Origin of the sequence: Pseudomonas sp. (assembly GCF_049645325.1) — a bacterium.
Lineage (GTDB): Bacteria > Pseudomonadota > Gammaproteobacteria > Pseudomonadales > Pseudomonadaceae > Aquipseudomonas.
In genome coordinates, this window is record NZ_JBARTQ010000329.1 from 1 (window position 1) to 23793 (window position 23793).

Consider the following 23793-nt stretch of genomic DNA (forward strand, 5'->3'; position numbering starts at 1 on the left):
CACTTCTCGTTGATCAACGGGTGAGGTACACCGGCGTGTCGGTGGACAGCGAGGCTTTTACGGCGTGGGTCATGTCGGTGATCAACGCTTCTTCACGGTCTTCGCTCAGGGCTTTCAGGGTGATGGCAACCACTTCCTGGGGCGTGCTTTTCGGTGCCTGGATATCGGCGACCATGTCGGTGTCGATGTAGGCCGGGTGCACGCCAATCACCAGGGTGTTCTGCTCTCGCAACTCGCCGCGCAGGCCATTGGTCAGGCCCCACTGGGCAGATTTGGAGATGCTGTAGCCGCCCGACCCGGGAGGGCTCAGCCAGCTCAATACCGAGAGGATATTGATCAGTGCGCCGCCGCCTTGCTTGGCCAAAATCGGCGCAAAGGCGCGCGTCACGCGCAGGGTGCCGAAGGTGTTCACCTCAAGGTGCTGCTGCAGGTTCTCGATGCTGTCTTCGGCCAGCAGCGAGCCGTACTTGAGGAAGCCGGCATTGTTGATCAGCACGCTGACGTCGGTGTATTGCTCGGCGGCGCGCTGCACGCTGGTCGGGTCGGTAATATCGAGGGCGATGGGCGTGCTGCCGGGAATGTTCACGCTGCTCCGGTCTCGCGCGGCGGCGTAGACCTTGGCGGCGCCTGCTTCCAGCAACGCGACCACGAATGCTTTGCCCAGGCCGCGATTGGCGCCGGTAACCAGTACCACTTTTCCACGAATATCCATGACAAGCTCCACGCGATTGTTTGGTTTAATAATGAAACTGTTTTTATCCTGCGCGCCTTGGTCCTATAATGCAACTTAATAGTTCAAGCTGCCGGGAGGCCCGACGATGAAACGCAAATGCCTGGAAGGCGACGGTTGCCCGGTTGCCCGCGCGCTGGATGTGGTGGGGGATTGGTGGACGCTGCTGATCATTCGCGATGCCTTCGCCGGGGTGACCCGCTTCGGCGACTTCCAGAAGCACCTGGGCGTGGCGAAAAACATCCTCTCCACGCGCCTCAAGGACATGGTCGAACAGGGCCTGCTGCACACCCGTGAAGTCGGCGCGCGCAATGAATACCAACTGACCGACAAAGGCCGCGCGCTGATGCCGGTGCTGGTCACGCTGGCCCAGTGGGGCGAGGTGCACACCGCGCCTGAGACCGTGGGCCGACGCGTGCTGGATGCCCGTGAGCTCAAGCCGCTGCGCAAGGTTGAGGTGGTGTCTGAAGACGGTCGGGTGCTGGGGATCGAAGATATCGTCACCCAGGCGGTGTAAAGGCCCGGGGTCGCGAGTTGTGGGTCAACCCGCTTTCAGCCATCCACCAGTTGCTGGAACAACGGCGTCAGCAAGTCGATCAGCACCTGCGGGTCGGCCTTGGCCAGCGCCGACAATTCGAGCATTTGGCGCATCACCTGAAAGCCCGACACCAGCGCCATCACCAGCGCCGCGCGTTCTTCGTGATGGGCGCCCGTGAGTGCGGCGGCCATGGTTGCCTGGTGACCTTTCTCCACCTGCTCGCGGCCGATCACCGCTGCACGTTTGCTGGAGGCCGAATGCAGCAGGATCAGGAAACCTTCCAGCGGCGTGCTGCCAGCCTCGGTAATACTCACCAACGCGGTGGCGATGGTGCGGCCGAGGTTTTCCGAACTGAGGTTGCCGTCAGTGAGGATGATCGGGCTGGCCATGGTGTCGGCAATCACTTCGGCAAACAACTCTTCCTTGGAGCCGAAATAGCGGTTCACCAGCATGGCGGTCACCCCCGCACCGGCAGCGATTTCGCGCACGCCGGCACCGTCATAGCCCGACTGGGCAAACGCCTTGCGTGCGGACAACAGAATGGCGTCGCGGGTGACGGCGGCATTGCGCCGTCGTGGAGTGGGGTTGGGCATTGGCATCCTGACGTGGCTGAAAACTGTGGGCGCGCAACGGTTGCGCGCCGACAGGGTACAGGGTCTATTTACTGTCGAGGAAGTCCAACAGCGCGGCGTTGAACAATGCCGGGTCCTGGAGGAAGGCGAAGTGGCTGGTGTTCGGCAAAATCAGCAGGCCGGCGCCGGGAATGGTCGCCGCCATGTACTCGGTGTGTTCACGCTTGATCGCTTCGTCGTGGTCGCCGTCGGCAATCAGGATCGGCGTCTTGATGCTCGCCAGTTGCGCGTCGGTCCAGTTCGGTTGGCTGGCCCACATATGGCTGATCTGCTCGACGAAGGCGTCGTACTCTTTCGGTGTCGGCGACAGCTTGGCGTACTCCTTGCCGGCGCGCTCGATGAAGGCGGCGAACGTCGGGTTTTTCTCGACGGCATCCTTCACCCCCAAGGTCTGCGTGTTGGCGGCAAAGGCGAACACCTTGCCGATGCGGTCCGGGTGACGCAGCGCCAGGTCGATGCCGATGATCGCGCCGTCGCTCCAGCCGACGATGTCGGCGCGGGGGATTTTCAGGCTGTCGAGCACCGCCACCACGTCATCCGCCATCAGGTCATAGCCATAGGGTTGTTCATTGCGCGAACTGCGCCCGTGGCCACGGCTGTCGAGGCTGATCACCGTGTGCTTGGCCGAGAGGGCCTTGACCTGGTTGCCCCAGTAATCGGAGTTGGATAAACCACCGTGCAACAACACCACCGGCGAGCCGTGGCCAGTGCGGGTGTAGTAGACCTTGATACCGTTGACGGCGGCGTAGCCGGTCTTGGCACCGGCGACGGGGGCAGGCGTTGGTGGCAAGGTTTCCCAGCGCTCAGCGGCCTGGGCGGCGGAGAAAGACAACAACAGGCAGGCAGCTGCCAGCAGACGACGTGACATGGCGATTCCTTCTTGCAGTGATCAATCGAGAAGTGAGTGGGGCGCCAAACTCTAGCACCGCCTTGCGTCTGGAAAGTACGCATTTTTGCCTATCAAGGTGTGCTGCCTGAAAGAAAAAATGCAGTTATATCAATGGAATGAACGGGTCTAAACCGCGTTGTGCCGGATCAGGCTGTTGGCACAATCGATCAGTGTGTCGTGCGCCGGACGCGGCTGCCAGCCGAGCAACAGGCGGGCTTTTTCACCTGTGTGGCGATGGGCGCGGCCAAGGTTGGGGGTGAGGCCGCGCAACAAGGGATCGAAACGTGCCAACAGCCGCAGCAGCCAGTCCGGAATGTTACGCGTGGGCACTTTGCTTGCCGCTTCACCGAGGTGATCACGCAGCAGTTGGGAGATCTCAGCCATCCACATAAATTGCCCGACACCGAGCACGCGTTGCCCGGCAAGCACCGGGGCGGTCATCGCGCGGATGTGCAAGTCGGCCAGGTCGCGCACGTCCACCACTTCGAAGCCCAGCCGCGGGTTGCCCTTGGCGCGGCCCTGCAGCAAGCGCGCGATGACCTGCACCGAGCCGAGCGTGTCACCGCTCATGATCGGCCCGAACACCGCGCCAGGCAGCACAGTGGTCAGGGCCGTCGGGCCCTCATGATCGGCCATGAAAGCCCAGGCGGCGCGTTCGGCCTGGCGCTTGGCCTGGCGGTAGGGGGTGACGTTGCGTTCGTCAGGCGCGAACCACACGGTTTCATCGCTGAGGCTGTCCGGGCTGTGCAGCGGCGGCGTGGCCACGGTGGCGGCGCTGGTCATCACCACGCGGCGCACCCTCGCGCGGGTCGCGGCACGCAGGATACGCAAGGTGCCATCGCGCGCCGGGGCGATCATGTCGTCCACCTTTTGCGACGCGTCCAGGCCCAGGGGCGAGGCGACGTGCAGCACATAGTCGCAGCCGACCATCGCCGCGTCCCAACCCTCATCACGGGTCAGGTCGGCGGCAAAAAACGTCAGTTGGCGGTGATCAATACCCTGGCCGCTCAAGGCCGCGCGCACCGACGCTTCCTTCGTCAGGCTGCGCACGCTGGTACGCACCTGATAACCCTGTTGCAACAGGCCCGCCAGGCACCAGCCGGCAATGTAGCCCGTGCCACCCGTAACCAGAACCGTATCCGCCATCACTGTTCTCCAGTGTTCATGAATGAAGTGGGGCCGACTTTAGGGCTGAAAGACGAATAAGTCTACACATGTATACAAATTAGTTCGGCGAGGGTGATTTTGTTCAATACCGCGCCCGGTTTGCCCTTTACCGTGGCCCCATCGTCATTCGCCCGAATAAAAAGGAACTGCAATGAGCTTGATCATTTCCATGGCTGCCTTCGCCCTGGCCACCTCTATCACGCCGGGACCGGTCAACGTCGTAGCCCTCAGCGCCGGGGCGCGGTTTGGTTTTGCCGCCAGCCAGAAACACGTGGTCGGCGCGGCGGTGGGCTTCACCTTGCTGCTGGTGCTGATCGGCCTGGGCCTGCATGAAGTGCTGGTGCGCTGGCCGCTGCTGACTCAGGTGATCCAGTGGGGCGGGGTGGTTTTTCTGCTGTACATGGCCTGGAAACTGGCGGTTGACGATGGCCGGCTCGACGCCGACGGCACGGCCACCGCGCCGTCGATGCTGTATGGCGCGGTCATGCAATGGCTCAACCCCAAAGCGTGGTTGGCCTGCGTGGCGGGGATGGGCTTGTTTGTGGCCGACGGCGACGCTCGCCAGGTGTGGCTGTTTGCGGCGCTCTACCTGGTGATCTGCTACCTGTCGGTGGCGTGTTGGGCGTACGCAGGCACTTTTTTGCGGCGCTACCTGGGCAACCCTCAGGGCGTGCGCCTGTTCAACCGCTCAATGGCCGCGTTGCTGGTGGCCAGTGTGGGTTATTTGCTGATGGCTTGAGCACCTCGCGGTACTGCCCGGGCGTGGCGGCGAAATGCTGCTTGAAGGTGCGCTGAAAATGCGCCTGGTCGGCAAAACCTGCGGCCAGGGCGACGTCGGCGATCAGCTCGCCATTGCGCAATTGCGCGCGGGCAAACTGGATGCGCCGGTTGACCAAAAAGGCATGCGGCGTCAGCCCGTAATACTGCTTGAAGGCGCGAATCAGGTACGACGGTGACAGCTCGGCCGCCAGGCAAATATCTTCCAGCTTCAATGCCTGGGTGCAGTGTTCGCGGATGTATTCGGCAGCGCGCTCCAGCTTGTGGTTGACCTCACGTGGCGCTGTTTCGGGCGGGTTCAGGCGCTGCTGCACGTCACTGAAAAAACTCACCAGCGCGCTCTGTTTCTGCAGGTGTTCGGCGTGCTCATCGACCAACACGCGGTACAGCGCCAGCAGCCCGGTGTAGAGCGCTTCGTCGCGGGTGTACGGCGTGTTGAAGGGGCGATAACCCTGGTCGGTGCTGAAACCCAGCTGGTGCTGCAGGTCGGTCAGCCACGGCGTGTCCAGGTACAGCATCTGATAGGACCACGGCTGGTCGCGAATGGGGTTGCAGGCGTGCACATCGCCGGGGTTCATCAACACCACGGTGCCCGCGCTGATCTCGAAGGTCTGCGCGCCATAGTGGTAATAGCTGCAGCCGGTGGTGACCGCACCGATGGAAAAGTGCTCGTGGGCATGCCGGCTGTAGGTGACCTTGCGCCCGTCGGCAATCGTGCGCGCTTCGATAAACGGCAATGCCGGGTCGCGCCAGAAACTGGGGGCCGTGGGGCTTGCAGACAATGTCATGGTGCGGCGCTCCGAAAGGGTTGCAGCGCTAGACTCGTGCATTACCGAAGGATGTTCAAGGCAGGAATTGCCCCAGGCTGTCGATGATGAGCTATACCTAAATCGGTTTGATGCTCTGCACCCCGCCTGACTCAATGATCAACAAGGAAGAGACCCCATGAGCGATGTTCAACTGATCACCCGCGTCACCCCTCAAAGCCTCACCGAGCTGCTGCAGGAAGCCGGCTACCGGGTCAACCAGACCGAGCAGAACGGGATCGTGCAATTGCTCAGCGCCAGCCAGGGCATCGGCTTTGCCGTGCGCTTCGGCAACCCGGGCACCGAACCCGGCAGCTACGTGGACTTCACCTACAGCTGCGCGCTGCGGGTGCAGGGCGAATTGCCGGAAGGCTTGGCCCAAGTGTGGAACGCGTCGCGGCGCTTTGCGCGGTTGTCGCTGCAGGGTGAGTTTTTGCTGATGGAGATGGACGTGGTGGTGACGGGCGTCGGCGCCACGCACCTGCGCGGCCAACTGGAATTGTGGGACCGCCTGCTGCAGGAATTTATCGTTTACCTGCGTGACTACAGCCAGCAAGCCGCGCAGCTGCAGGCTCAGGCGGCGGCTGAACCGGCGGCGGAAGAAGCCCCGGTGGTGTAAATGCCCGCCTGCGGGATCAGCGTTGCAGCACCCCGCGAAACGTCGCGCTCAATGTGCGCAAGGTTTCGCGCGAGCGCGCATCGCTGATCCGGCTGTAGAGCACCACTTCACTCACGGGCAATACGGGCAACCCGTATTGCTCGCTCACATCTACCGCTCCCGCTGGCGCCACGCGCTGGGCGAGTGCGGCCACGCCCAATCCGGCGCTGACGGCCGCACCCACGGCCATCACGCCACCGCCAACGAATACCTCCGTCCAGTCGATACGCGCGTCGTCCAGGGCGCGGGTCGCCAACTGGCGCACGCCACAGGGCGCGGCCATGGTCGCCATGCGCAACGGCGTGCCCGGGCTGTGTTGCCAGGTAGGCGCAGCGAACCAGCCAAAACGTTCCACCGCGAGCACCTCGCCGTCCTGGCGGTCGCCTTCGTTGCGCACGATTACCGCGTCCAGCTCGTTGCGGTCGAAGGCTGCGACCAAATCACGGGAGGAGGCGATGCGCACTTCAAGGATCACCAGCGGGTCGTAAGCCGCCAGGCGGCTGAGCCACTGGGGCAGGTCGGGCCCGGCCACATGGTCGCTGATGCCGATCACCAACCGTCGCGTGAGCTGGGTGCTCATGTCGCCGAGGGCGCGCTCGTGGGCATTGAGCAATGCGCGGGCGGCGACGATGAACAGCTCGCCCCGGGGCGACAGCCGCACATGCCGCGGCGTGCGCTCCAGCAGGCGATAACCGAGGCGGTCTTCCAGGCGTTTGAGCTTGAGGCTGATGGCGGCCTGGGAGGTGTCCAGCGCTTCGGCGGCGCGGGTAAAGCTGGCGAAATCGGCCACCCGTACGAAGGCGTGTACGGTGTCGATATCCAGCGGTTTGAGTGCATCAGTCATATCAAATCCTTATTGCACTTATATCGACTGATATCTTGTTGAAATCATCGCCGCTGCGCAAGCTGAAGGCTCATCTTGCACGGGAGTTTTTCCATGTTTGCCAAACAGTATTCGCACCGCCTGCCTGCCGATTACGACATGGGCGTGATTCGCCGACGTGCCGCGCAATTGGGCCCCTTGTGGGATCACACCGAAGGTTTGCTGTTTAAGGCGTTCATTGCCCAGGAACACGGCGGCAATGTGTATGCATCGGTATACCTGTGGGCCGACCCTTTGCAGGCCGCCGACTTTTTGCTGGGGGCGCGCTTTCAGAAGGTGCTCGACAGTTTTGGTCGCCCGCACATCGAGAGCTGGCTGCCGCTGGATGTGCAGCGTGGACCGGCGCAGGGCGCGTTGAGCCTGTACCGAGAGGAGTGGCCGCTTGAACCGGGGGCGGACCTTGCCGCACTGCTGGCGGAGGAAAAAGCGCGCAATCAGCAGGTGGCCGATAGCCGTGACACCTTTGCAGTGTTGCTGGCGCTGGATGTGCAGGCATGGCGCCTGGTGCGGTTCACCTTGTCGGCCAAGGCACTGACGGCGGAGCATCCCGGGACGGGCTATCAGGTGTTGTACCTGGCCCGTCCGGGGATTTAACGACTCAGGAGTTGAAACGTGCGCGTGGCTGGCTCAACGCGCGCTCGGCCACCACGCCGAACACCAGGCCCAGGGTGGTCCACAGCACCAGCTGGATGCCCAGAGAGGCCACGCGGAATTTCCACAGCAGCACGGCGGAGAATTGCTCCGGCACTTCATTGATTACCGGGAACAGGCTGCCGGCCACCGACACGATCACGATGTACAGCGCCACGCCAAGGATGGCACCGGCCCACACGCCACGGCGGGCAATCAGCTTGCGTGCGGCATTGATCGCGATTACGGCGGCCGCCACCGACACCAGCAGCATCAGGAAGAACAGCTTGGTGCGCTGCGCGATGGTCTCGGGGTCGCCCACCGACGGTGGGTTGGCCGGGTATTTGAGGCCGGGCACGACGATGATGGTCACGAAGGCCGCCAATGCCAGCAGTGCCGCCAAACCGCGCGGGCCGACCTTGCCGATGCGGCCCAGCGAGTAGGCGAAGACCAGTGCGAAAATGCCGCCCAGGGACACGCTGTACACCACCACGCCGGTGAACAGGCCGAAGGTGCTCTGTACCTCGCGGCTCACCAGTTCTTCTTCCGGCGCATCGCCATGCATCTGTGCCATCTGGTCTTCAAAGGCGATGGCCTTGTCGATCTGCGGCTCACCAAAGGTCTTGGCGAAGCCAAACGCCAACACGCCGGCGAGCAAGCCCACCAGCATCCCGCGTACGAGTAAATGCCCTGTCATGTCATGTCTCTCTTATGAATTAATGGCAGGGGAAACCCAGCAGATGGCGGCCGTCGTGTACAAACTCGTGTACGTACATGCCCTTGAACACGGCCGTGGCGCCTTGTTCGGCGCCGACGAAGTAAATCGCCAGCAGCAACAGCAGGCCGCCGAAGATCGCCCAAGGCAGGATTTCGCCCAAGGGGATGGTCGGCACATAGACATCAGGGTGGGTTGCAGCGGTATTAGCCATGAAAACCTCCAGGGATGACGCGTCCCGAAATGGATAGCGAAAGGGCTGAGACAGGGTCTGGCTTACGGCTGTGAGGCCGAATACAGTGGCGCGACCGCGCCGGGATTGAACCGGCTTCCTGTTTCATGTTCGTTGTAACATGTTGAAACAACTTCGCGAGTCTACGCTGACTGCGCGCCGAAACAGAGTGAATTGTGATGCCGGCCACGCGCTTGACCTTGATTTGCCATGCCACCACGCCCCTGCAAAAGCAGGGGCGGTTTCCGGATGACGAATCCGTCACGATGAATTGGCAGGACGCCGCCTTGTCCTTGGCGGCGCGCTACAAGAAAAACCCGCGCCTGATGTGCGGGCCTGAAGCCAGAACCCGGCAGACCGCTGCCTTGTTTGGCGACAACGCACACTGCGTAGAGGCACTGCGCGACGGGGATTTCGGCGACTGGAAAGGCCAGGCCATCAGCGAGCTGCACAGTGACGCGTTGATGGCCTGGATGACAGACAGCGCCTGCGCGCCCCATGGTGGCGAGTCGGTGGATCAGCTCTGCGCGCGAGTCGGGCAGTGGATGCAGTCCCTGGAAACCGAAGCGGGCCATGTGGTGGCCGTGACCCACCCGTTCGTGATTCGCGCCGCCATGCTCTACGTCATGCAGTTTCCCGTCTCGATGTTCTATCGGATCGACGTCGAGCCGCTGTCTGCCACCGAGTTGCGCTTCAACACCGTATGGCGCCTGCGCCTGGAAACTCACGCCTGAGCGCGTGAACATGGCAAAATCCACGCCCCGCAATGAGAGCATTCCATGAAACGCATCCTGATCATCGGCATTGGCGCCGGTAACCCTGACTACATCACGATGCAGGCCGTGAAGGCGCTGAACCGCACCGACGTGTTTTTCCTGATGGACAAGGGCCAGAGCAAAGACAAGCTGATCGACCTGCGCCGCGAGATCTGCGAGACCTACATCACCGAGCCCGGCTACCGCTTCGTCGAGGCCGACTGCCCCGAACGCGTGCGCGGCGATATCGATTACACCACCGCCGTGCAGGACCTGAACCGCAACAAGCAGCACACCTTCGAGCGCATGATCAACGAGGAAATGGCTGACGGGGAAGTGGGCGCTTTCCTCGCCTGGGGCGACCCTGCGTTGTACGACAGCACCCTCCGCATCCTGCAGGCGATTCTCGCCAGCGGCGGCGCTGAATTCGAGTTCGAGGTGATCCCCGGCATCACCAGCGTGCAGGCCCTGGCCGCCCAGCATAAAGTGCCGCTGAACCGCATCGGCCGCTCCATCGAGATCACCACCGGGCGCCGGTTGGCCGCGGGGCAGGCGAGTGACGCCGACACCCTGGTGGTCATGCTCGACGCTGAAGACTCCTACCGCAGTGTGGCCGATCAAGAACTGGATATTTACTGGGGCGCCTATTTGGGCACGCCGGATGAAATCCTCATCAGCGGCAAAGTGGCTGACGTGGCGGAAGAAATCCAACGGGTGCGCAAGGCGGCGCGCCTGGACAATGGCTGGATCATGGACACCTATTTGTTGCGCAAACCCTGAGGTCGCTTTCCATGCTCAAACTGTTTGCCCTGACGCTGAGCCTGCTGGCCGGCAATGCCCTGGCTGATTCCGCGTTGCACACTGATTTGCCGCTGTCGTACCTGGAGCAAACCCAGGGCGATGCACGCAACCAACCGTTGGTGATATTCCTGCACGGCTTCGGCAGTAACGAGGAAGACCTGTTTGGAATTAAAGATGCGTTGCCGTCCACCTGGACCTACCTGTCGGCACGTGCGCCGATGCCGGTCGACCCGAATGGCTATCGCTGGTTTGCCAAGACGCCGGGCGAGGGTGACTACAACGGCGAGGCCGCCGACTTGCAGCGCAGCGCCAAATTGATCGAAGCCTTTGTGACCCAGGCCACCGCCAAGTACCACACCCAAAGTGATCGGGTGTTTTTGGTCGGGTTCAGTCAGGGCGCGATCATGTCCTACGAAGTGGGCTTGCGCCAACCGGCACTGGTGCGCGGGATTGCGGCGTTGAGTGGCAGCGTGTTGCCGGTGCTCAAGGCTGAGCTCAAGCCAAACCCGGCATTGGACACGTTGGCGATCTTTATCGGCCACGGCACATTGGATCAGGCGCTGCCGTATGCCTCGGCCACGCGGGCGAATGAGGTGCTGACGGGGTTGGGGTTGAAGCCTGAGTTCCACGGTTACCCGGGCATGCCGCACACCGTGAGCGAGGCGGAAGTGCAGGATTTGAAGGCGTGGCTGGAGAAAAGCCTGCACTAGCGAGTGTTCCCACGCAGAACGTGGGAACGATCAGGTATTACTTGCCGCCGGTGATCTGCTTCACCAACGCCGCATGCCCCTTCACGTCATCGCCGCGCGAGATCGCCTGGATCACCAGCAGGTGGTTGCCTGAACCGCCGAGGAATGTCGAGTTCAAGGTCTTGCCGCCGCCCTGGGTCGCGGTGCTGTCCACCTGGCGCAGGCCGAGGCCCTTGAAGGTCAGTTTCTTTTCGTTTTGCTTCTTGAAGTCGGGGAGGGCGGCGCTCTGGTCCTTGACGAAATCGGCCACGGCGCCATCGAGGAACTGCGGGTCGTTGTCCTTGATGGTTGCCCCGTCGTTGCGCTCGGTCTCGGCAACGATCACCACACTTTTGGTGGTCGAGTTGGCGTACAGCGTGCCTTGGGTGTTGGCGGTGCCGTCCTCAGCCTTGCCGGTCGGCAGGGTGTCGGCGGTGTAGGCCTTGGGCAAGCTGAACGTGAACTTGCCGCCCAAGGTGGAGATGGTTTGGGTCGCCGCTGGGGTGGCGGCGAACACGCTGCCGGCGGTGAGCGCGAGGGCCAGCAGGGCTGCGGTCTTGGTGAAAATGGCCATGAAGCGCTCCAGTGATGAACGAAATTGCGCCGTATTCTGTCAGAAAATTCGCAATTTCGTTCATCCGTAGCCTTACACCTTGTCGGACTCTTCCTCAAGTCGATCCATTTCAAACAAGCGCGCCAGTTCCGCCCGCGCTTCCTGGGCGGTTTGCATCACCTTGGCGGCGTCGTCATATATGGCGTGTTGGGCCGCGAGCACTTGCAGGTCATGGTTCTTGAAGCGGGTGATGCGCGCATCGGCCTGGGCCTGGGTCAAGCCCAGGCCGACCAGGGTGCGGCGGCTCACTTCCAGGCTGGAATAGAAGGTCTCGCGCACCGGCGAGGCGTCCAGGTCCACCAGGCGGTGAACGTGCTGGCGGTTGCGCGCGCGGGCGATGATTTTCATGTGCGGGTAGAGGCTGCGCACCAGCTCGGCGGTCTTGATGTTGATCTCCGGGTCGTCCATGGCGATCACGAAGAACTCAGCCTGATCGACCTTGGCGGCATGCAGGATTTCCGGGCGCTGGGGGTCGCCGTAGAACACCGGCATGCCGCCGAAGCTGCGGGTCAGCTCGATGGTTTCCACCGAGGTGTCGAGGGCGATAAACGAGATGTTCTGCGCGCGCAGGATTCGCGCGACGATCTGGCCCATTCGGCCCATGCCCGCGATGACCACGCGGGGCGCATCGCTTTGAATGGCGCGGTATTCCTCCGGCACTTCCACGGGCTTGGCCTTGGATTTGAACAACTTCGGGCACACCAGCAACAGCAACGGCGTCACGGCCATGGACAGAGTGATGGTCAGCACCAGCACGTCGTACAGGTGCGCTTCGAACAAGCCCTGGTCGCGGCCGATCTTGAACACCACAAAGGCAAACTCACCACCGGCTGCGAGCACCACGCCCAGGCGCAGGGCGCTTTCGCGATTGAGGTCGCCGACCACACGTGCGACGGCGTACAGCAGCGGCAATTTCAATCCGATCAACAACAGCGTCAGCCCGATCACCAGCAGGGGTGCGCTGAGCAGCAAGCTGAGGTTGGCGCCCATGCCCACGCTGATAAAGAACAGCCCCAGCAGCAGGCCCTTGAACGGCTCGATCTGCGATTCCAGTTCGTGGCGGTATTCCGAGTCGGCCAGCAGCAGGCCCGCGAGGAAGGCGCCGAGCGCCATGGACACGCCCACCAGTTCCATCAGCCACGCGGTGCCGATCACCACCAGCAAGGCGGTGGCGGTGGACACTTCGCGCAGGCCGGTCTTGGCGACGATTCGGAACACCGGCCGCAACAGGTAGCGCCCACCGATGATCACCACGGCGATGCTGCCGAGGATTTGCAATACGTGCTGCAGGCCTTGGGCTTCGCTGGTCGGATGATCACTGCCGGCCAGCAACGGCACCATGGCGATCAGCGGGATCGCGGCGATGTCCTGGAACAGCAGAATCGCGAAGGCCAAACGCCCGTGAGGCTGGTTCAGTTCCTTGCGCTCGGCCAGGCTTTGCAGGCCGAACGCAGTGGAGGAGAGTGCCAGCCCCAGGCCCAGCACGATCGCGCTGTTCCATGACTGGCCGAACAACCACAGCGCCACCACGCCCATCACCAACCCGGTGAGCAACACCTGGGCCAGGCCGACGCCGAACACCGCCTTGCGCATCACCCACAAACGTTTGGGCGACAGCTCCAGGCCGATGATGAACAGCAGCAACACCACCCCCAGTTCCGAGAATTGCGCGACGCTTTGCGGGTTGCCGATCAAGCCCAATACCGACGGGCCGATGATCACGCCGGCGAACAGATAGCCCAGCACTGCACCCAGTTGCAGGCGCTTGGCCAAGGGCACGGTGAGCACGGCGGCCAGCAGGAATACCACGGCTGCTTGTAACAGGTTGCCTTCATGGGGCATTGCGAACTCCAGGATCTTGAAACCAATCAACAGGGCGCCATTAGAGCGCTTTTTTACATTTTGAAACTTGTATTTTTGTCGCGGAAATCCATGGGCTTTGGCTGTAGTCCTGCTCCTACATGGCGCGTACGAAAGTATTAATACCATTTAATTCAATGGCTTTTTCATGGGTCAACTACCGTTTCGACAAACTAAATCAGTTGTCGCCACGGTCAGGTATCTCGAATTCGATGCGTGTGGATCACCAGTGTTGAGCTTCTACGCATTCATGGATGAAAGGCTTGAACCACAAAGGAGTTGGACGTGGATAGAAGACTTGCTGCTGCCGTTACACCTCGAATCTCCGCACTTTCTCTTGCGATCCGTCTCGGTGTTGCCGGTTTGGTGATCGGCTTGGCAAGCCCTGAGGCGTTGGCGGCATGCGCGCCGGCCAACCCGGTGGCGGGTGATTCGGTGACCTGTTCGGGCACCGCGACAATCTTGCAGAACAATCTCTTTTCCAGTGCAGCGGATAACCTGACGGTCGGCGTGACCGTCGGCTCGACCATCAACGCGTTGTTGGGCGGGACCGCGATGGCGCTGTCAGGCAACAACATTACGCTGAACAACTCGGGCACCATCGACCCATCGATACTGGGGCTGATCACCCTGCTGAGCAACGGCACGGTAATTGGCAGCGGCGCGTCGGGAACGGTGAATGTCACCAACCTCTCGACCGGTATCATGAAAGGCACCTCGGGCCTTTTGGGCGTCGGCCTGACCACCCTCAATGGCATGGCGCTGAACATCAATAATGGTGCCAGCGGTACCACCACCATCACCAACAACGGCGCCATCGGCTCCTCTGCACTGCTGGGCGTGAGCCTGTTTGCTTCCGATGCGCCGGTGGTCGCGGTGCAGGGTGGCTCCCAGATCAACATGATCAACACCGGCACGATAACCGGGCGCATGGCGTTCGAAGCTTCGGCAGGCGGCAACACCTTTTTCAACAGCGGCACCATCACGGGCGGTTTGTCGATGGGCGCCGCCAGCACCAATACGTTTACGGCGGTCACAGGTTCCACCGTTTCTTCGGGGGGTAGCATCGCGGCCAGCCTGGGCGGCCTGGTTGGGGTCAACCTGGGGTTTGCGCCGACCGGGCAGATTGATGGTGGCTTGGGTGGCAGCAACGCGTTGATTCTGCAAAACCCTCTGGGTTTAGGTGGCGGCACATCGGGCAACGGTACGGCATCGAGCGCCAACTATGTCAACTTCAACAACCTGACCATCAACAGCGGCACCTGGATCTTGCAAGGACCGCTGACCAGCGGCAGCACCACCCTCAATGGCGGTATTGCGCAGTTCAATGACAACGGCACCTTCGGCACCGCTGCACTGACCTCCAATGGCGGGACCCTTCAGGCCAGTAACGCGGGCCTCACACTCAATAACCTGGTGCTCCTGGGTGCCGGCGGCTTGACCATTACGGGCAGCAATGGCGTGACGCTGACCGCCCCGCTCACGGGCACCGGCGGGCTAATCAAGTCCGGCACCGGTCAATTGACGCTCAACGGTTCCAGCGTCTACACCGGCGGCACCACACTCAATGGGGGCAGCGTGCAAGTGGGCAATGCCCTGGCGTTGGGCTCTGGCGGCGTCACGGTGGCCGGGGCGAGCACGCTGTCGGCGCCGGGCACTGTCAGCCTGGCTAACGCCTTTACCCTGGACAATGCGTTGACCACTGCTGGCACGGGAGCGTTGACCCTCAGCGGTAACCTCACCGGTACCGGTGGTCTTAACGTCAACGGTAGCGGTGGCCTTACCCTGAGTGGCAACAACAGCGGTTACACCGGCCCTACCGGTTTGAACGCCGGTGGCTTGGTCCTCGCCAGCGCCAATGCCCTGGGCTCGGGGGCCTTGAGCGTCAACGGTGCCGCCAGCCTGGACACCACTGCCGCGACCACGTTGAACAACAACGTGACCCTCAACGCCAACCTGACGACCGTCGGCAGCAACCCGCTGACCCTCGGCGGGGTGATCTCCGGGGCCGCCGGGCTCATCAAGAGTGGCCTCGGGACCCTGACGCTGACGGGCAATAACAGCCAGCAAGGCGCTACCGCATTGAATGGCGGCACCTTGTTGGCGGGTTCCAATACTGCCTTGGGCACGGGCGCATTGAACGCCGCTGCAGGCACTGCCTTGGACGCCACCACGAGCGTCACCCTGGCTAACTCAGTCAACCTGGCGGGGAACCTGACACTTGGCGGCAGCCAGGCGATGACCCTCACAGGTGTGGTCGGCGGCATCGGCGGGCTGGTCAAAAACGGCACCAGCGCCCTGACCCTCAGTGGCAACAACGGCTTTCTGGGCAATACAGCGCTGAACGCAGGCTCTCTGATCCTGGGCAGCAACAGCGCGCTGGGCCTGGGCACGTTGAATACCGCCAACACCACCACCCTGGATACCAGTGGCGCGGTGACGTTGGGCAATGCACTGAATGTCACCGGTAACTTGAACATAGGTGGCAGCAACAGCCTGACCTTGGGCGGTGCCATCGGCGGCACGGGCGGCCTGACCAAAAACGGGGCGGCCAACCTGATTGTCAGTGGCGCCAACACTTTCCTTGCGGGCACCGTCCTCAACGGCGGCACCCTGACCGTCAACAATAACGACGCACTGGGCACCGGCAACTTGACCGTCAGCGGCGCGGGTACCCTGGACAACGCAGCGGGCATCAGCCTCGCCAACGGCATCGACCTCAATGCCGACCTGACAGTGGCCGGCACCAACGCACTGACCCTGGGCGGCGTGATCGGCGGCGCTAATCAGTTGATCAAGAACGGCGCGGGCACCCTGACCCTTAATGGCGCCAACACCTTCCAGGGCGGCACCACCCTCAACGCCGGCGGCCTGACCCTTGGCAACGCTGCCGCGCTGGGGACCGGCGCGCTGACCGTGGCCGGCGCTGCCAGCCTGGGCACCAGCGCTGGCTTGACCGCCAACAACGCCATCAACCTCAACGCCAACCTGACCCTCAACGGCACCAACCCCTTGACCTTGGGCGGCGTGGTCGCCGGCGCGGGCGGGCTGATCAAAAACGGCGTGTCGAGCCTGAGCCTTAACGGCGCCAACACTTACAGTGGACCCACCGCGTTGAACGCCGGCTCTCTGATTGTAGGGGCCAATACAGCCCTGGGTTCCGGTGTATTGAACGCCGCGGCTGGCACCACACTGGATGCCAGCGCAGCGGTTGCCCTGGGCAATAACATCAACCTGGGCGGCACCCTGAACCTGGGGGGCAGCAATGCGTTGATCCTTGACGGCAATGTGAATGGCGTGGGAGGCCTGACCAAAAACGGTGCTGCCGACCTGACCCTCAACGGCAACAATGGTTACCTGGGCAACACGGCGCTCACTGCCGGCAAACTGGTGGTCGGTTCCAATACCGCGCTGGGTCTCGGGGCGTTGAACACGGCGGCCAACACCACACTGGACGCTAACACCGCCGTCAGCCTGAATAACCTGCTGAACCTGGGCGGCGCCTTGAACATGGGGGGCAGCGCCGATTTGACCTTGACCGGCCTGGTCAACGGTATCACCGGCAGCCTGGTCAAGGACGGCGCTGCCAACCCCGTGCTCAACGGCGCCAACGGCTATGGCGGTGGCACCACGCTCAATGCCGGCACCCTCACGGCCGGCACTGACACTGCATTGGGCCTGGGCGGCCTGACCGTGGGCGGCGCCGCAACCCTGGACAGCAACACCGCAGTTGCGCTCGGCAACAGCGTGGCCTTGAACGCCAACCTGACCCTTGGCGGCAGCAATGCCCTGACCTTGGGCGGCTTGATCAGTGGCACTGGCCAACTGATCAAGAATGGCCTGGGCAACCTGACCGTCAATGGCATCAACACCTTCCAGGGCGGTACCACCCTCAATGACGGTTCGCTGACCCTGGGCAGCGGCAATGCGCTGGGCGGCGGAGCCTTGACCGTCGGCGGGGCCGCGACCCTGGATAACAGCGCGGCCTTCACCCTGGGCAATAACATCGCGCTCAATGGCGACCTGACCCTGGCGGGCAACAACGACCTCAACCTCAGCGGCGTCATCAGCGGTGCCAGCGCCTTGATCAAAAACGGCGTGGCCGACTTGACCCTGAGCGGCAACAACACCTTCACCGGCCCGTTGAATGTTGTTTCCGGCAGCCTTACCACGATCGGCACCGGCGCTTTGGGCAATACCTCCGGCGCCAACATCAGCGCCGGTGCCAACCTCAACCTCGGCGCCGACAGCAGCCTGGCGACCCTGGCCGGCAGCGGCGGTGTGCAGTTGGTCGGTGGCACCACCTTGAGCGTGGGCGGTGTGAACAGCGACAGCACCTTTGACGGCAGCCTTTCCGGCGCCGGCGGCCTGACCAAAGTCGGCATTGGCACCCTCAACCTCACCGGCATCAACGCCCTGACCGGCAACACTGCCGTCAACGGCGGCACCCTCAACCTCAGCGGCTCCCTGGGCAGCGCGCTGGTGGACGTCAACAGCGGCGGCACCTTTACCGGCACTGGCTCAGTGCTCGGCACATTGAACGTCAACAACGGCGGCCACCTGGCGTTGAGCAGCGGCAACACCTTGTCTGCCGGCGTGCTGAACATGGGCGCCGGCGGCAACCTGGATGTCGCCCTTGGTGCGCCGTCCACCGCGTCCTTGCTCAATGTCGGCGGCAACGTGAACCTCGCCGGCAACCTGAACGTGACCGATGCCGGTGGTTTCGGTGCGGGCACCTACCGTTTGATCAACTACACCGGCGGCCTGACCGGCGCGTTGACCGTAGCGGGCGTTCCGGTCGGCTACGGCCTCGGTGATCTGTTGGTGCAGACCTCCGTCGGCAACCAGGTCAACCTGGTGGTATCGACGCCTAACATTCGGTTCTGGGATGGCAGCCAGTCCATCGGCAACGGCGTGGTGGACGGTGGCACCGGCAACTGGACCCTCGGCGGCACCAACTGGACCTCGGCCGACGGCTTGACCAACTCAGCGTGGGCCAGCGGCTTCGCGGTTTTCACCGGCGCGGCAGGCACCGTCACCGTGCAAGGCCCGCAAGCCATTACCGGCCTGCAGTTTGTCACCGATGGCTACAACCTGGTCGGTGGCGCGGGCGGGCAACTGACCGCCATCAATGGTGGCTCCGGCAACGTCTCTATGCGGGTTGACCCAGGCGCGACAGCGACCGTCGGCGTGAATATCGACGGCGCCGGCACCCTGAACAAACTCGACACCGGCACCCTGGTACTCGGCGGCGCCAACACTTACACCGGTGGCACCTTGCTCAACGGCGGCACCTTGGTGGTCGGTAGCAATACTGCCCTGGGCACGGGCCAATTGACTGCGGTTGCAGGTACCACGCTGGACAGTAACGCTGCCGTGACCCTCGGCAATGACGTTGCCCTGGCGGGCAACTTGACCGTCGGCGGCAGCAACGCCCTGACCTTGAATGGCGTGGTCAGCGGGGTGGGCGGCCTGATCAAAAATGGCGCCGGGAACCTGACCCTGGGCGGTGCCAACACCTACCTTGGGGTCACCGCGCTGAATGCAGGCGGCCTGCTCCTGGCGTCCAACACCGCGCTGGGCGCCAGCGCGCTGAATGCCGCGGGTGGCACCACGCTGGATGCGAGCACAGCCCTCACCGTTGCCAACGCCATCAACCTGGCCGGCAACCTGGGCATTGGCGGCACGGCTGACTTGACCCTCAGCGGCCCCGTCGCGGGTATTGGCAGCCTGACCAAGAACGGCGCGGCCAACCTGACCCTCAATTCGGCCAATGGCTTCCTGGGTGGCACCACCCTCAATGCCGGCACCTTGACCGTCGGCAATACCCTGGCTCTGGGGCTGGGCAACCTGACGGTCGGCGGCGCAGCGACCCTGGACAGCAACGCTGCGCTGGCCCTCGGCAACACTGTGGCGCTGAACGCCAACCTGGCGGTGGCCGGCAGCAATGACCTGACCCTGGGCGGCGTGCTCAGTGGCACCGGTGCGCTGGTCAAAAACGGCGCTGCCAACCTGACGCTCAATGGCGTCAACAGCTTCCAGGGCGGCACGACGCTGAACGCGGGCACCTTGACCCTGGGCACGGCAGCGGCTCTGGGAACCGGCGCACTGACCGTGGGCGGCGCGGCCAGCTTGAACAACACTACCCCGCTGGTGCTGGCCAACGCAGTCAACGTCAACGCCGACCTGACTGTTGGCAGCCTGAATAACAACCTGACCCTGGCCGGTGTACTGGCGGGTGGCGCCAATCTGATCAAGGCCGGCGGAGGCGACCTGAGCTTGACCGGCACCAATACGTTCAGCGGCTTGTTTGACGTGCAGTCGGGCAGCCTCAGCACCGTCGGCAATGGCGCGCTGGGCGTCGGCGCCGGGGTCAACCTGGCGAGCGGTACGTCCTTGAACCTGGGCGGTTCCGCCAGCCTGGGAGCACTCACCGGCAACGGGCTCGCAACGATCGGCACCGGCAGCACCTTGAGCATCGGCGGCAATAACCTCGACAGCACCTTTGGCGGCGTATTGGCGGGCCTGGGCAGTTTTGCCAAAGAGGGCAGCGGAGCCTTGACCCTGAGCGGCCTTAGCGCGCTCACCGGCAATACTCAGGTAAACGCGGGCAGCCTGCTCGTCAATGGCTCGCTGGCCAGCGGCAACGTCGGGGTCGGCAGCGGCGCGACCCTCGGCGGCTCCGGCACGGTGTTGGGGAATGTGAACATCGCGGATGGCGGCCACCTGGCGGTCAACTCCGGCAACACCCTGACGGTAGGCGCGCTGGTACTCAATGCCAATTCCAACCTGGACGCGGGCCTCGGCGCGCCGTCCACCGGCGGAACGGCCCTGATCCATGTGGGCGGCAACCTGACCCTCGACGGCAACCTGAACGTCAGTGACATCGGCGGCTTCGGCGCCGGCATCTATCGGCTGATCGACTACACCGGCAGCCTGACCAACAACGGCCTGCAACTGGGCAGCTTGCCGGTTAACATCCCGGCCACCGACCTCGACCTGCAAACCGCCATCGGCAACCAGATCAACCTGCTGGTCAACGGCAACACCAACGTGCAGTTCTGGGACGGCAGCCAGACCACCGGCAACGGCAGTGTCGACGGCGGCAGTGGTACCTGGACGGCCGGCAGCACCAATTGGACCGGCGTCAACGGCTCGTTCAATGCCGCCTGGCTGCCCAACAGCTTCGCGGTCTTCCAAGGCACGGCGGGCACTGTCACCGTTGACGGGGCGCAGGCGATCACCGGCCTGCAATTTGTCACTGACGGCTATAACGTCGTCGGCGGAACGGCGGGGGCCCTGACCTTGTTCAACGGTACCGGCGGCAACACCGCTGTGCGGGTTGACCCGAATGCTACCGCCACACTTGGCGTGACCCTCAACGGCGGCGGCACCCTGGCCAAACTTGACGCAGGCACCCTGGTGCTCAACGGCGCCAACACCTACACCGGCGGCACCGCGCTCAATGGCGGTACGCTGATTGTGGGTAACAACAGCGCGTTGGGGACGGGCTTGTTGACCACGTCCAACGGCACCACCCTGGACAGCAACACGACGGTCAACCTGGCCAACGCTGTGAACGTCAACGGCACGCTGACCGTCGGCGGCAGCAACGCCCTGACCCTGGCCGGCACCGTGGCGGGCACCGGCAGCCTGATCAAAAACGGTGTCGCCAGCCTGACGCTGAGTGGCAACAACACCTACGCAGGGCCAACCGCGCTGAACGCCGGCGGGCTGATCCTGGCCTCCAATACGGCGCTGGGCACGGGTGCCCTGAACGCCGCCGCCGGCACCACCCTCGACACAGGCGCCCCGGTGGTCCTGGCCAACACGTTGAACCTCGCCGGTAACCTCGGCATCCTCGGCAGCGCCGACCTGACCCTCAACGGCCTGGTCAATGGCGCCGGCAGCCTGACCAAAAGCGGGGCGGGCAACCTGACGCTCAACGGGGCGAATGGCTACGTCGGCGGGACCCAGTTGAACGCAGGCAGCCTGACCCTTGGTAACGCCTCGGCGCTCGGCGGCGGCACCTTGGTTGTCAACGGTGCGGCTACGCTGGATACCGGCACGGCACTGGCACTGGCCAACACCGCCACGCTCAATGCTGCGCTGACCGTGGCGGGTACCAACGGCCTGAGTCTCAACGGCGTGGTCGACGGCGCGGGCTCGTTGATCAAGAACGGCAACGCCAACCTGACCTTGAACGGTGCCAATACCTACAGCGGCGGCACCACCCTCAACGCCGGTACGCTGACGGTTGGCAACGCCACGGGCCTGGGTTCGGGCGCCCTGACCGTCAGCGGTGCGGGCACCCTGGACAACAGCGTGCCGCTGGTGCTGGTAAATGCCGTCAACCTGAATGCTGACCTGAGCGTGGCCGGCACCAACGACCTGACCCTGGCCGGCGTGCTGGCGGGCAATGCGGCGCTGATCAAAAACGGCGCGGCCGACCTGCTGCTCAGTGGCACTAACACCTTCACCGGCCCGCTCAATGTTGTGGGCGGCAGCGTGACCACTGCGGGCAACGGTGCACTGGGCAACACGTCCGGCGTCACTGTGGGCACGGGCGCCAGCCTTAACCTGGGCGGCAATGCCAACCTCAACACCTTGGCCGGCAACGGCGCGGTTCAGGTGGCGGGCGGCAGCACGCTGGCAGTGGGTGGCAGCAACCTGGACAACACCTTCGCGGGTACATTGAACGGCGCGGGCAACCTCGATAAAAACGGCACCGGCGCACTCAACCTGAGCGGCACCAATGGCATCACCGGCGCAGCCAACATTAACGACGGCACTTTGAATGTCAGCGGTTCGCTGGCCAGCGGCACCGTGACGGTGAATAACGGCGCGACCCTGACCGGTACCGGTACGTTGGCGGGGGCCGTGACGGTAGCCGACGGTGGGCATATCGGCCTGAACACCGGCAGCGCGCTGTCGGTGGGCTCGCTGGTGCTGGGCGGCAACTCGAACCTGGACGTCGGCCTTGGCACGCCGGTCGTTGGCGGTGGCAGCGGGCTGTTGAATGTCGGCGGCAACCTGACCCTGGACGGCAACCTCAACGTCACCGACATCGGCGGCTTTGGCAGCGGCGTCTACAACATCATCAACTACGGTGGCGCGCTTACCGATAACGGCCTGACCCTCGGCACACTGCCGGTCAGCGTGATCCCGGGCGACGTGCAAGTGCAGACAGCCATCAGCAACAAGGTCAACCTGCTGGTCACCGCGCCCAACACTACCGTGCAGTTCTGGGACGGTGGCAACCTGATCGGCAACGGCGCCATCGAAGGCGGCAACGGCACCTGGGGCACCGGCACCACCAACTGGACCAATGTCGACGGTACCCTCAACCAGAACTGGAACAACAGTTTCGCAGTGTTCCAGGGCACAGCCGGCAACGTAAGCGTGGAGGGCACGCAAAACATCACCGGCCTGCAGTTCGTCACCGACGGCTACAACCTGGCCTCCGGCACAGCCGGCGTGCTCAACCTGGTCAATGGCGGCACCGGCAACACCGCGATTCGCGTGGACCCGAATGCCACCGCCACCCTCGGCGTCACACTCGCCGGTGCCGGCACCCTGGCCAAACTCGACAGCGGTACCTTGGTGCTCAACGGCACCAACACCTACACCGGCGGCACCGCGCTGAATGGCGGCACGCTGGTGGTCGGCAGCAACAGCGCCCTCGGTACTGGTGCGCTGACGGCGGCTGACGGCACCACGCTGGACAGCAATGCGGCCGTTACACTGGGCAACACGGCGGTGCTCAATGGTGCGCTGGCGATTGGCGGCAGCAATGCGCTGACCTTCAACGGCGGCATCAGCGGCGCTGGCAGCCTGGTGAAAAAAGGCGCGGCGGCACTCACGCTCAACGGCACCAACACCTACAGCGGCGGCACCGGCTTGAATGCCGGCCAACTGATCCTCGGCAATAACGCCGCGCTCGGCACCGGCGCAGTCACGGTCGGTGGCGCCGCGCAACTGGATGGCAGCACCGACTTGCAATTGGCCAACGCCATCAACCTGAGTGGCCCGCTGACCCTGGCCGGCAGCCATGACTTGGCCCTTAACGGCGTAGTCAGTGGTAATGGCAGCCTGGTGAAAAACGGCAACGGTGCACTGTTGCTGACCGGCGCCAACACCTACAGCGGTGGCACTACGCTTAACGGCGGCACCACCACCGGCACCACCTCCAGCTTGCAGGGGGCCATCGCCAACAACGCGACCCTCACGTTTGAACAGGGCGCAGACGGCACTTACACCGGCAACCTCACCGGGGCCGGGGTGTTGAATAAAACCGGCACCGGCGCCTTGCTGCTGGCCGGCAACAACACCTTTACCGGCAACACCAACGTCAACGCGGGCAGCCTGCTGGTCAACGG

18 protein-coding genes and 1 riboswitch are annotated in these 23793 nt (G+C 63.5%); of the genes, 8 read left to right on the forward strand and 10 right to left on the reverse strand.

Annotation, left to right across the window (positions count from 1 at the left end; genetic code table 11):
- Positions 1–13: 13 nt before the first annotated feature.
- A complete protein-coding gene (locus WBB95_RS14755; RefSeq protein ID WP_424488252.1) occupies positions 14–712 on the reverse strand; it encodes an SDR family oxidoreductase in 699 nt (232 codons plus the stop codon).
- 106 nt (positions 713–818) lie between these two features.
- Between WBB95_RS14755 and WBB95_RS14760 the strand changes: the two genes are divergently transcribed.
- A complete protein-coding gene (locus tag WBB95_RS14760) occupies positions 819–1247 on the forward strand; it encodes a winged helix-turn-helix transcriptional regulator (RefSeq protein ID WP_424488253.1) in 429 nt (142 codons plus the stop codon).
- A 35-nt stretch (positions 1248–1282) separates the two neighbouring features.
- On the opposite strand, the gene WBB95_RS14765 is transcribed toward WBB95_RS14760, so the two are convergent.
- The 3 genes from WBB95_RS14765 to WBB95_RS14775 all read right to left on the reverse strand — a co-directional run bounded on the left by WBB95_RS14765 (position 1283) and on the right by WBB95_RS14775 (position 3935).
- A complete protein-coding gene (locus WBB95_RS14765) occupies positions 1283–1861 on the reverse strand; it encodes a TetR/AcrR family transcriptional regulator (protein ID WP_424488254.1) in 579 nt (192 codons plus the stop codon).
- A gap of 64 nt (positions 1862–1925) precedes the next feature.
- The gene (locus tag WBB95_RS14770; protein ID WP_424488255.1) at positions 1926–2768 is read right to left on the reverse strand and encodes an alpha/beta fold hydrolase; all 843 of its coding nucleotides are present in this window, start codon (positions 2766–2768) and stop codon (positions 1926–1928) included.
- 147 nt (positions 2769–2915) lie between these two features.
- Positions 2916–3935, reverse strand: a complete 1020-nt coding sequence (locus tag WBB95_RS14775) for an NAD-dependent epimerase/dehydratase family protein (protein WP_424488256.1) — start codon at positions 3933–3935, stop codon at positions 2916–2918.
- A gap of 172 nt (positions 3936–4107) precedes the next feature.
- Here WBB95_RS14775 and WBB95_RS14780 point away from each other — a divergent pair, with 172 nt between their 5' ends.
- Positions 4108–4695, forward strand: coding sequence for a LysE family translocator (locus tag WBB95_RS14780; RefSeq protein ID WP_424488257.1), 588 nt, complete (start codon positions 4108–4110; stop codon positions 4693–4695).
- Here the strand turns inward: WBB95_RS14780 and WBB95_RS14785 are convergent.
- Positions 4637–5521 carry an AraC family ligand binding domain-containing protein gene (locus WBB95_RS14785; RefSeq protein ID WP_424488258.1) on the reverse strand — a complete coding sequence of 295 codons (885 nt, stop codon included), beginning with the start codon at positions 5519–5521 and terminating at the stop codon, positions 4637–4639. The genes WBB95_RS14780 and WBB95_RS14785 overlap by 59 nt on opposite strands.
- Before the next feature lie 157 nt (positions 5522–5678).
- Here WBB95_RS14785 and WBB95_RS14790 point away from each other — a divergent pair, with 157 nt between their 5' ends.
- Complete coding sequence (locus WBB95_RS14790) at positions 5679–6158, forward strand: YbjN domain-containing protein (protein ID WP_424488259.1); 480 nt, start codon at positions 5679–5681, stop codon at positions 6156–6158.
- 16 nt (positions 6159–6174) lie between these two features.
- Here the strand turns inward: WBB95_RS14790 and WBB95_RS14795 are convergent, their stop codons facing one another.
- Positions 6175–7041, reverse strand: coding sequence for a LysR family transcriptional regulator (locus WBB95_RS14795; protein ID WP_424488260.1), 867 nt, complete (start codon positions 7039–7041; stop codon positions 6175–6177).
- Between the two features lie 93 nt (positions 7042–7134).
- Here WBB95_RS14795 and WBB95_RS14800 point away from each other — a divergent pair, with 93 nt between their 5' ends.
- Complete coding sequence (locus tag WBB95_RS14800) at positions 7135–7674, forward strand: DUF4865 family protein (RefSeq protein WP_424488261.1); 540 nt, start codon at positions 7135–7137, stop codon at positions 7672–7674.
- A gap of 4 nt (positions 7675–7678) precedes the next feature.
- Here WBB95_RS14800 and WBB95_RS14805 read toward each other — a convergent pair whose 3' ends face one another.
- Entirely contained in the window at positions 7679–8407 is a 729-nt protein-coding gene (locus WBB95_RS14805; protein WP_424488262.1) for a CbtA family protein, read from the reverse strand.
- 19 nt (positions 8408–8426) lie between these two features.
- The gene (locus WBB95_RS14810; protein ID WP_424488263.1) at positions 8427–8639 is read right to left on the reverse strand and encodes a CbtB domain-containing protein; all 213 of its coding nucleotides are present in this window, start codon (positions 8637–8639) and stop codon (positions 8427–8429) included.
- A 31-nt stretch (positions 8640–8670) separates the two neighbouring features.
- Positions 8671–8810, reverse strand: a riboswitch (cobalamin riboswitch).
- Between the two features lie 26 nt (positions 8811–8836).
- Between WBB95_RS14810 and WBB95_RS14815 the strand changes: the two genes are divergently transcribed.
- The 3 genes from WBB95_RS14815 to WBB95_RS14825 are packed head-to-tail and all read left to right on the forward strand — an operon-like array spanning position 8837 to position 10923.
- Positions 8837–9391 (forward strand): histidine phosphatase family protein, encoded by a 555-nt coding sequence (locus WBB95_RS14815; protein ID WP_424488264.1) that lies wholly within the window; start codon positions 8837–8839, stop codon positions 9389–9391.
- Between the two features lie 45 nt (positions 9392–9436).
- Positions 9437–10192, forward strand: a complete 756-nt coding sequence (cobF, locus tag WBB95_RS14820; protein ID WP_424488265.1) for a precorrin-6A synthase (deacetylating) — start codon at positions 9437–9439, stop codon at positions 10190–10192.
- Between the two features lie 11 nt (positions 10193–10203).
- On the forward strand, positions 10204–10923 hold the full coding sequence (locus tag WBB95_RS14825; protein WP_424488266.1) for an alpha/beta hydrolase: 720 nt from the start codon (positions 10204–10206) through the stop codon (positions 10921–10923).
- A 37-nt stretch (positions 10924–10960) separates the two neighbouring features.
- Here the strand turns inward: WBB95_RS14825 and WBB95_RS14830 are convergent, their stop codons facing one another.
- Entirely contained in the window at positions 10961–11515 is a 555-nt protein-coding gene (locus WBB95_RS14830) for a hypothetical protein (protein ID WP_424488267.1), read from the reverse strand.
- A 72-nt stretch (positions 11516–11587) separates the two neighbouring features.
- A complete protein-coding gene (locus tag WBB95_RS14835) occupies positions 11588–13396 on the reverse strand; it encodes a monovalent cation:proton antiporter-2 (CPA2) family protein (protein ID WP_424488268.1) in 1809 nt (602 codons plus the stop codon).
- Positions 13397–13699: 303 nt separating this feature from the next.
- Here WBB95_RS14835 and WBB95_RS14840 point away from each other — a divergent pair.
- Positions 13700–23793, forward strand: a 10094-nt coding sequence (locus WBB95_RS14840) for an autotransporter-associated beta strand repeat-containing protein (RefSeq protein WP_424488269.1), incomplete at its 3' end; no start/stop codon positions are given.

Bases quoted from the DNA above. Each gene is read 5' to 3' on its own strand.
- WBB95_RS14770 (WP_424488255.1), bottom strand. From the start codon at position 2,768: ATGTCACGTCGTCTGCTGGCAGCTGCCTGCCTGTTGTTGTCTTTCTCC.
- cobF (WP_424488265.1), top strand. From the start codon at position 9,437: ATGAAACGCATCCTGATCATCGGCATTGGCGCCGGTAACCCTGACTAC.
- WBB95_RS14780 (WP_424488257.1), top strand. From the start codon at position 4,108: ATGAGCTTGATCATTTCCATGGCTGCCTTCGCCCTGGCCACCTCTATC.
- WBB95_RS14805 (WP_424488262.1), bottom strand. From the start codon at position 8,407: ATGACAGGGCATTTACTCGTACGCGGGATGCTGGTGGGCTTGCTCGCC.
- WBB95_RS14830 (WP_424488267.1), bottom strand. From the start codon at position 11,515: ATGGCCATTTTCACCAAGACCGCAGCCCTGCTGGCCCTCGCGCTCACC.
- WBB95_RS14765 (WP_424488254.1), bottom strand. From the start codon at position 1,861: ATGCCCAACCCCACTCCACGACGGCGCAATGCCGCCGTCACCCGCGAC.
- WBB95_RS14790 (WP_424488259.1), top strand. From the start codon at position 5,679: ATGAGCGATGTTCAACTGATCACCCGCGTCACCCCTCAAAGCCTCACC.
- WBB95_RS14760 (WP_424488253.1), top strand. From the start codon at position 819: ATGAAACGCAAATGCCTGGAAGGCGACGGTTGCCCGGTTGCCCGCGCG.
- WBB95_RS14800 (WP_424488261.1), top strand. From the start codon at position 7,135: ATGTTTGCCAAACAGTATTCGCACCGCCTGCCTGCCGATTACGACATG.
- WBB95_RS14835 (WP_424488268.1), bottom strand. From the start codon at position 13,396: ATGCCCCATGAAGGCAACCTGTTACAAGCAGCCGTGGTATTCCTGCTG.
- WBB95_RS14825 (WP_424488266.1), top strand. From the start codon at position 10,204: ATGCTCAAACTGTTTGCCCTGACGCTGAGCCTGCTGGCCGGCAATGCC.
- WBB95_RS14815 (WP_424488264.1), top strand. From the start codon at position 8,837: ATGCCGGCCACGCGCTTGACCTTGATTTGCCATGCCACCACGCCCCTG.
- WBB95_RS14775 (WP_424488256.1), bottom strand. From the start codon at position 3,935: ATGGCGGATACGGTTCTGGTTACGGGTGGCACGGGCTACATTGCCGGC.
- WBB95_RS14785 (WP_424488258.1), bottom strand. From the start codon at position 5,521: ATGACATTGTCTGCAAGCCCCACGGCCCCCAGTTTCTGGCGCGACCCG.
- WBB95_RS14795 (WP_424488260.1), bottom strand. From the start codon at position 7,041: ATGACTGATGCACTCAAACCGCTGGATATCGACACCGTACACGCCTTC.
- WBB95_RS14810 (WP_424488263.1), bottom strand. From the start codon at position 8,639: ATGGCTAATACCGCTGCAACCCACCCTGATGTCTATGTGCCGACCATC.
- WBB95_RS14755 (WP_424488252.1), bottom strand. From the start codon at position 712: ATGGATATTCGTGGAAAAGTGGTACTGGTTACCGGCGCCAATCGCGGC.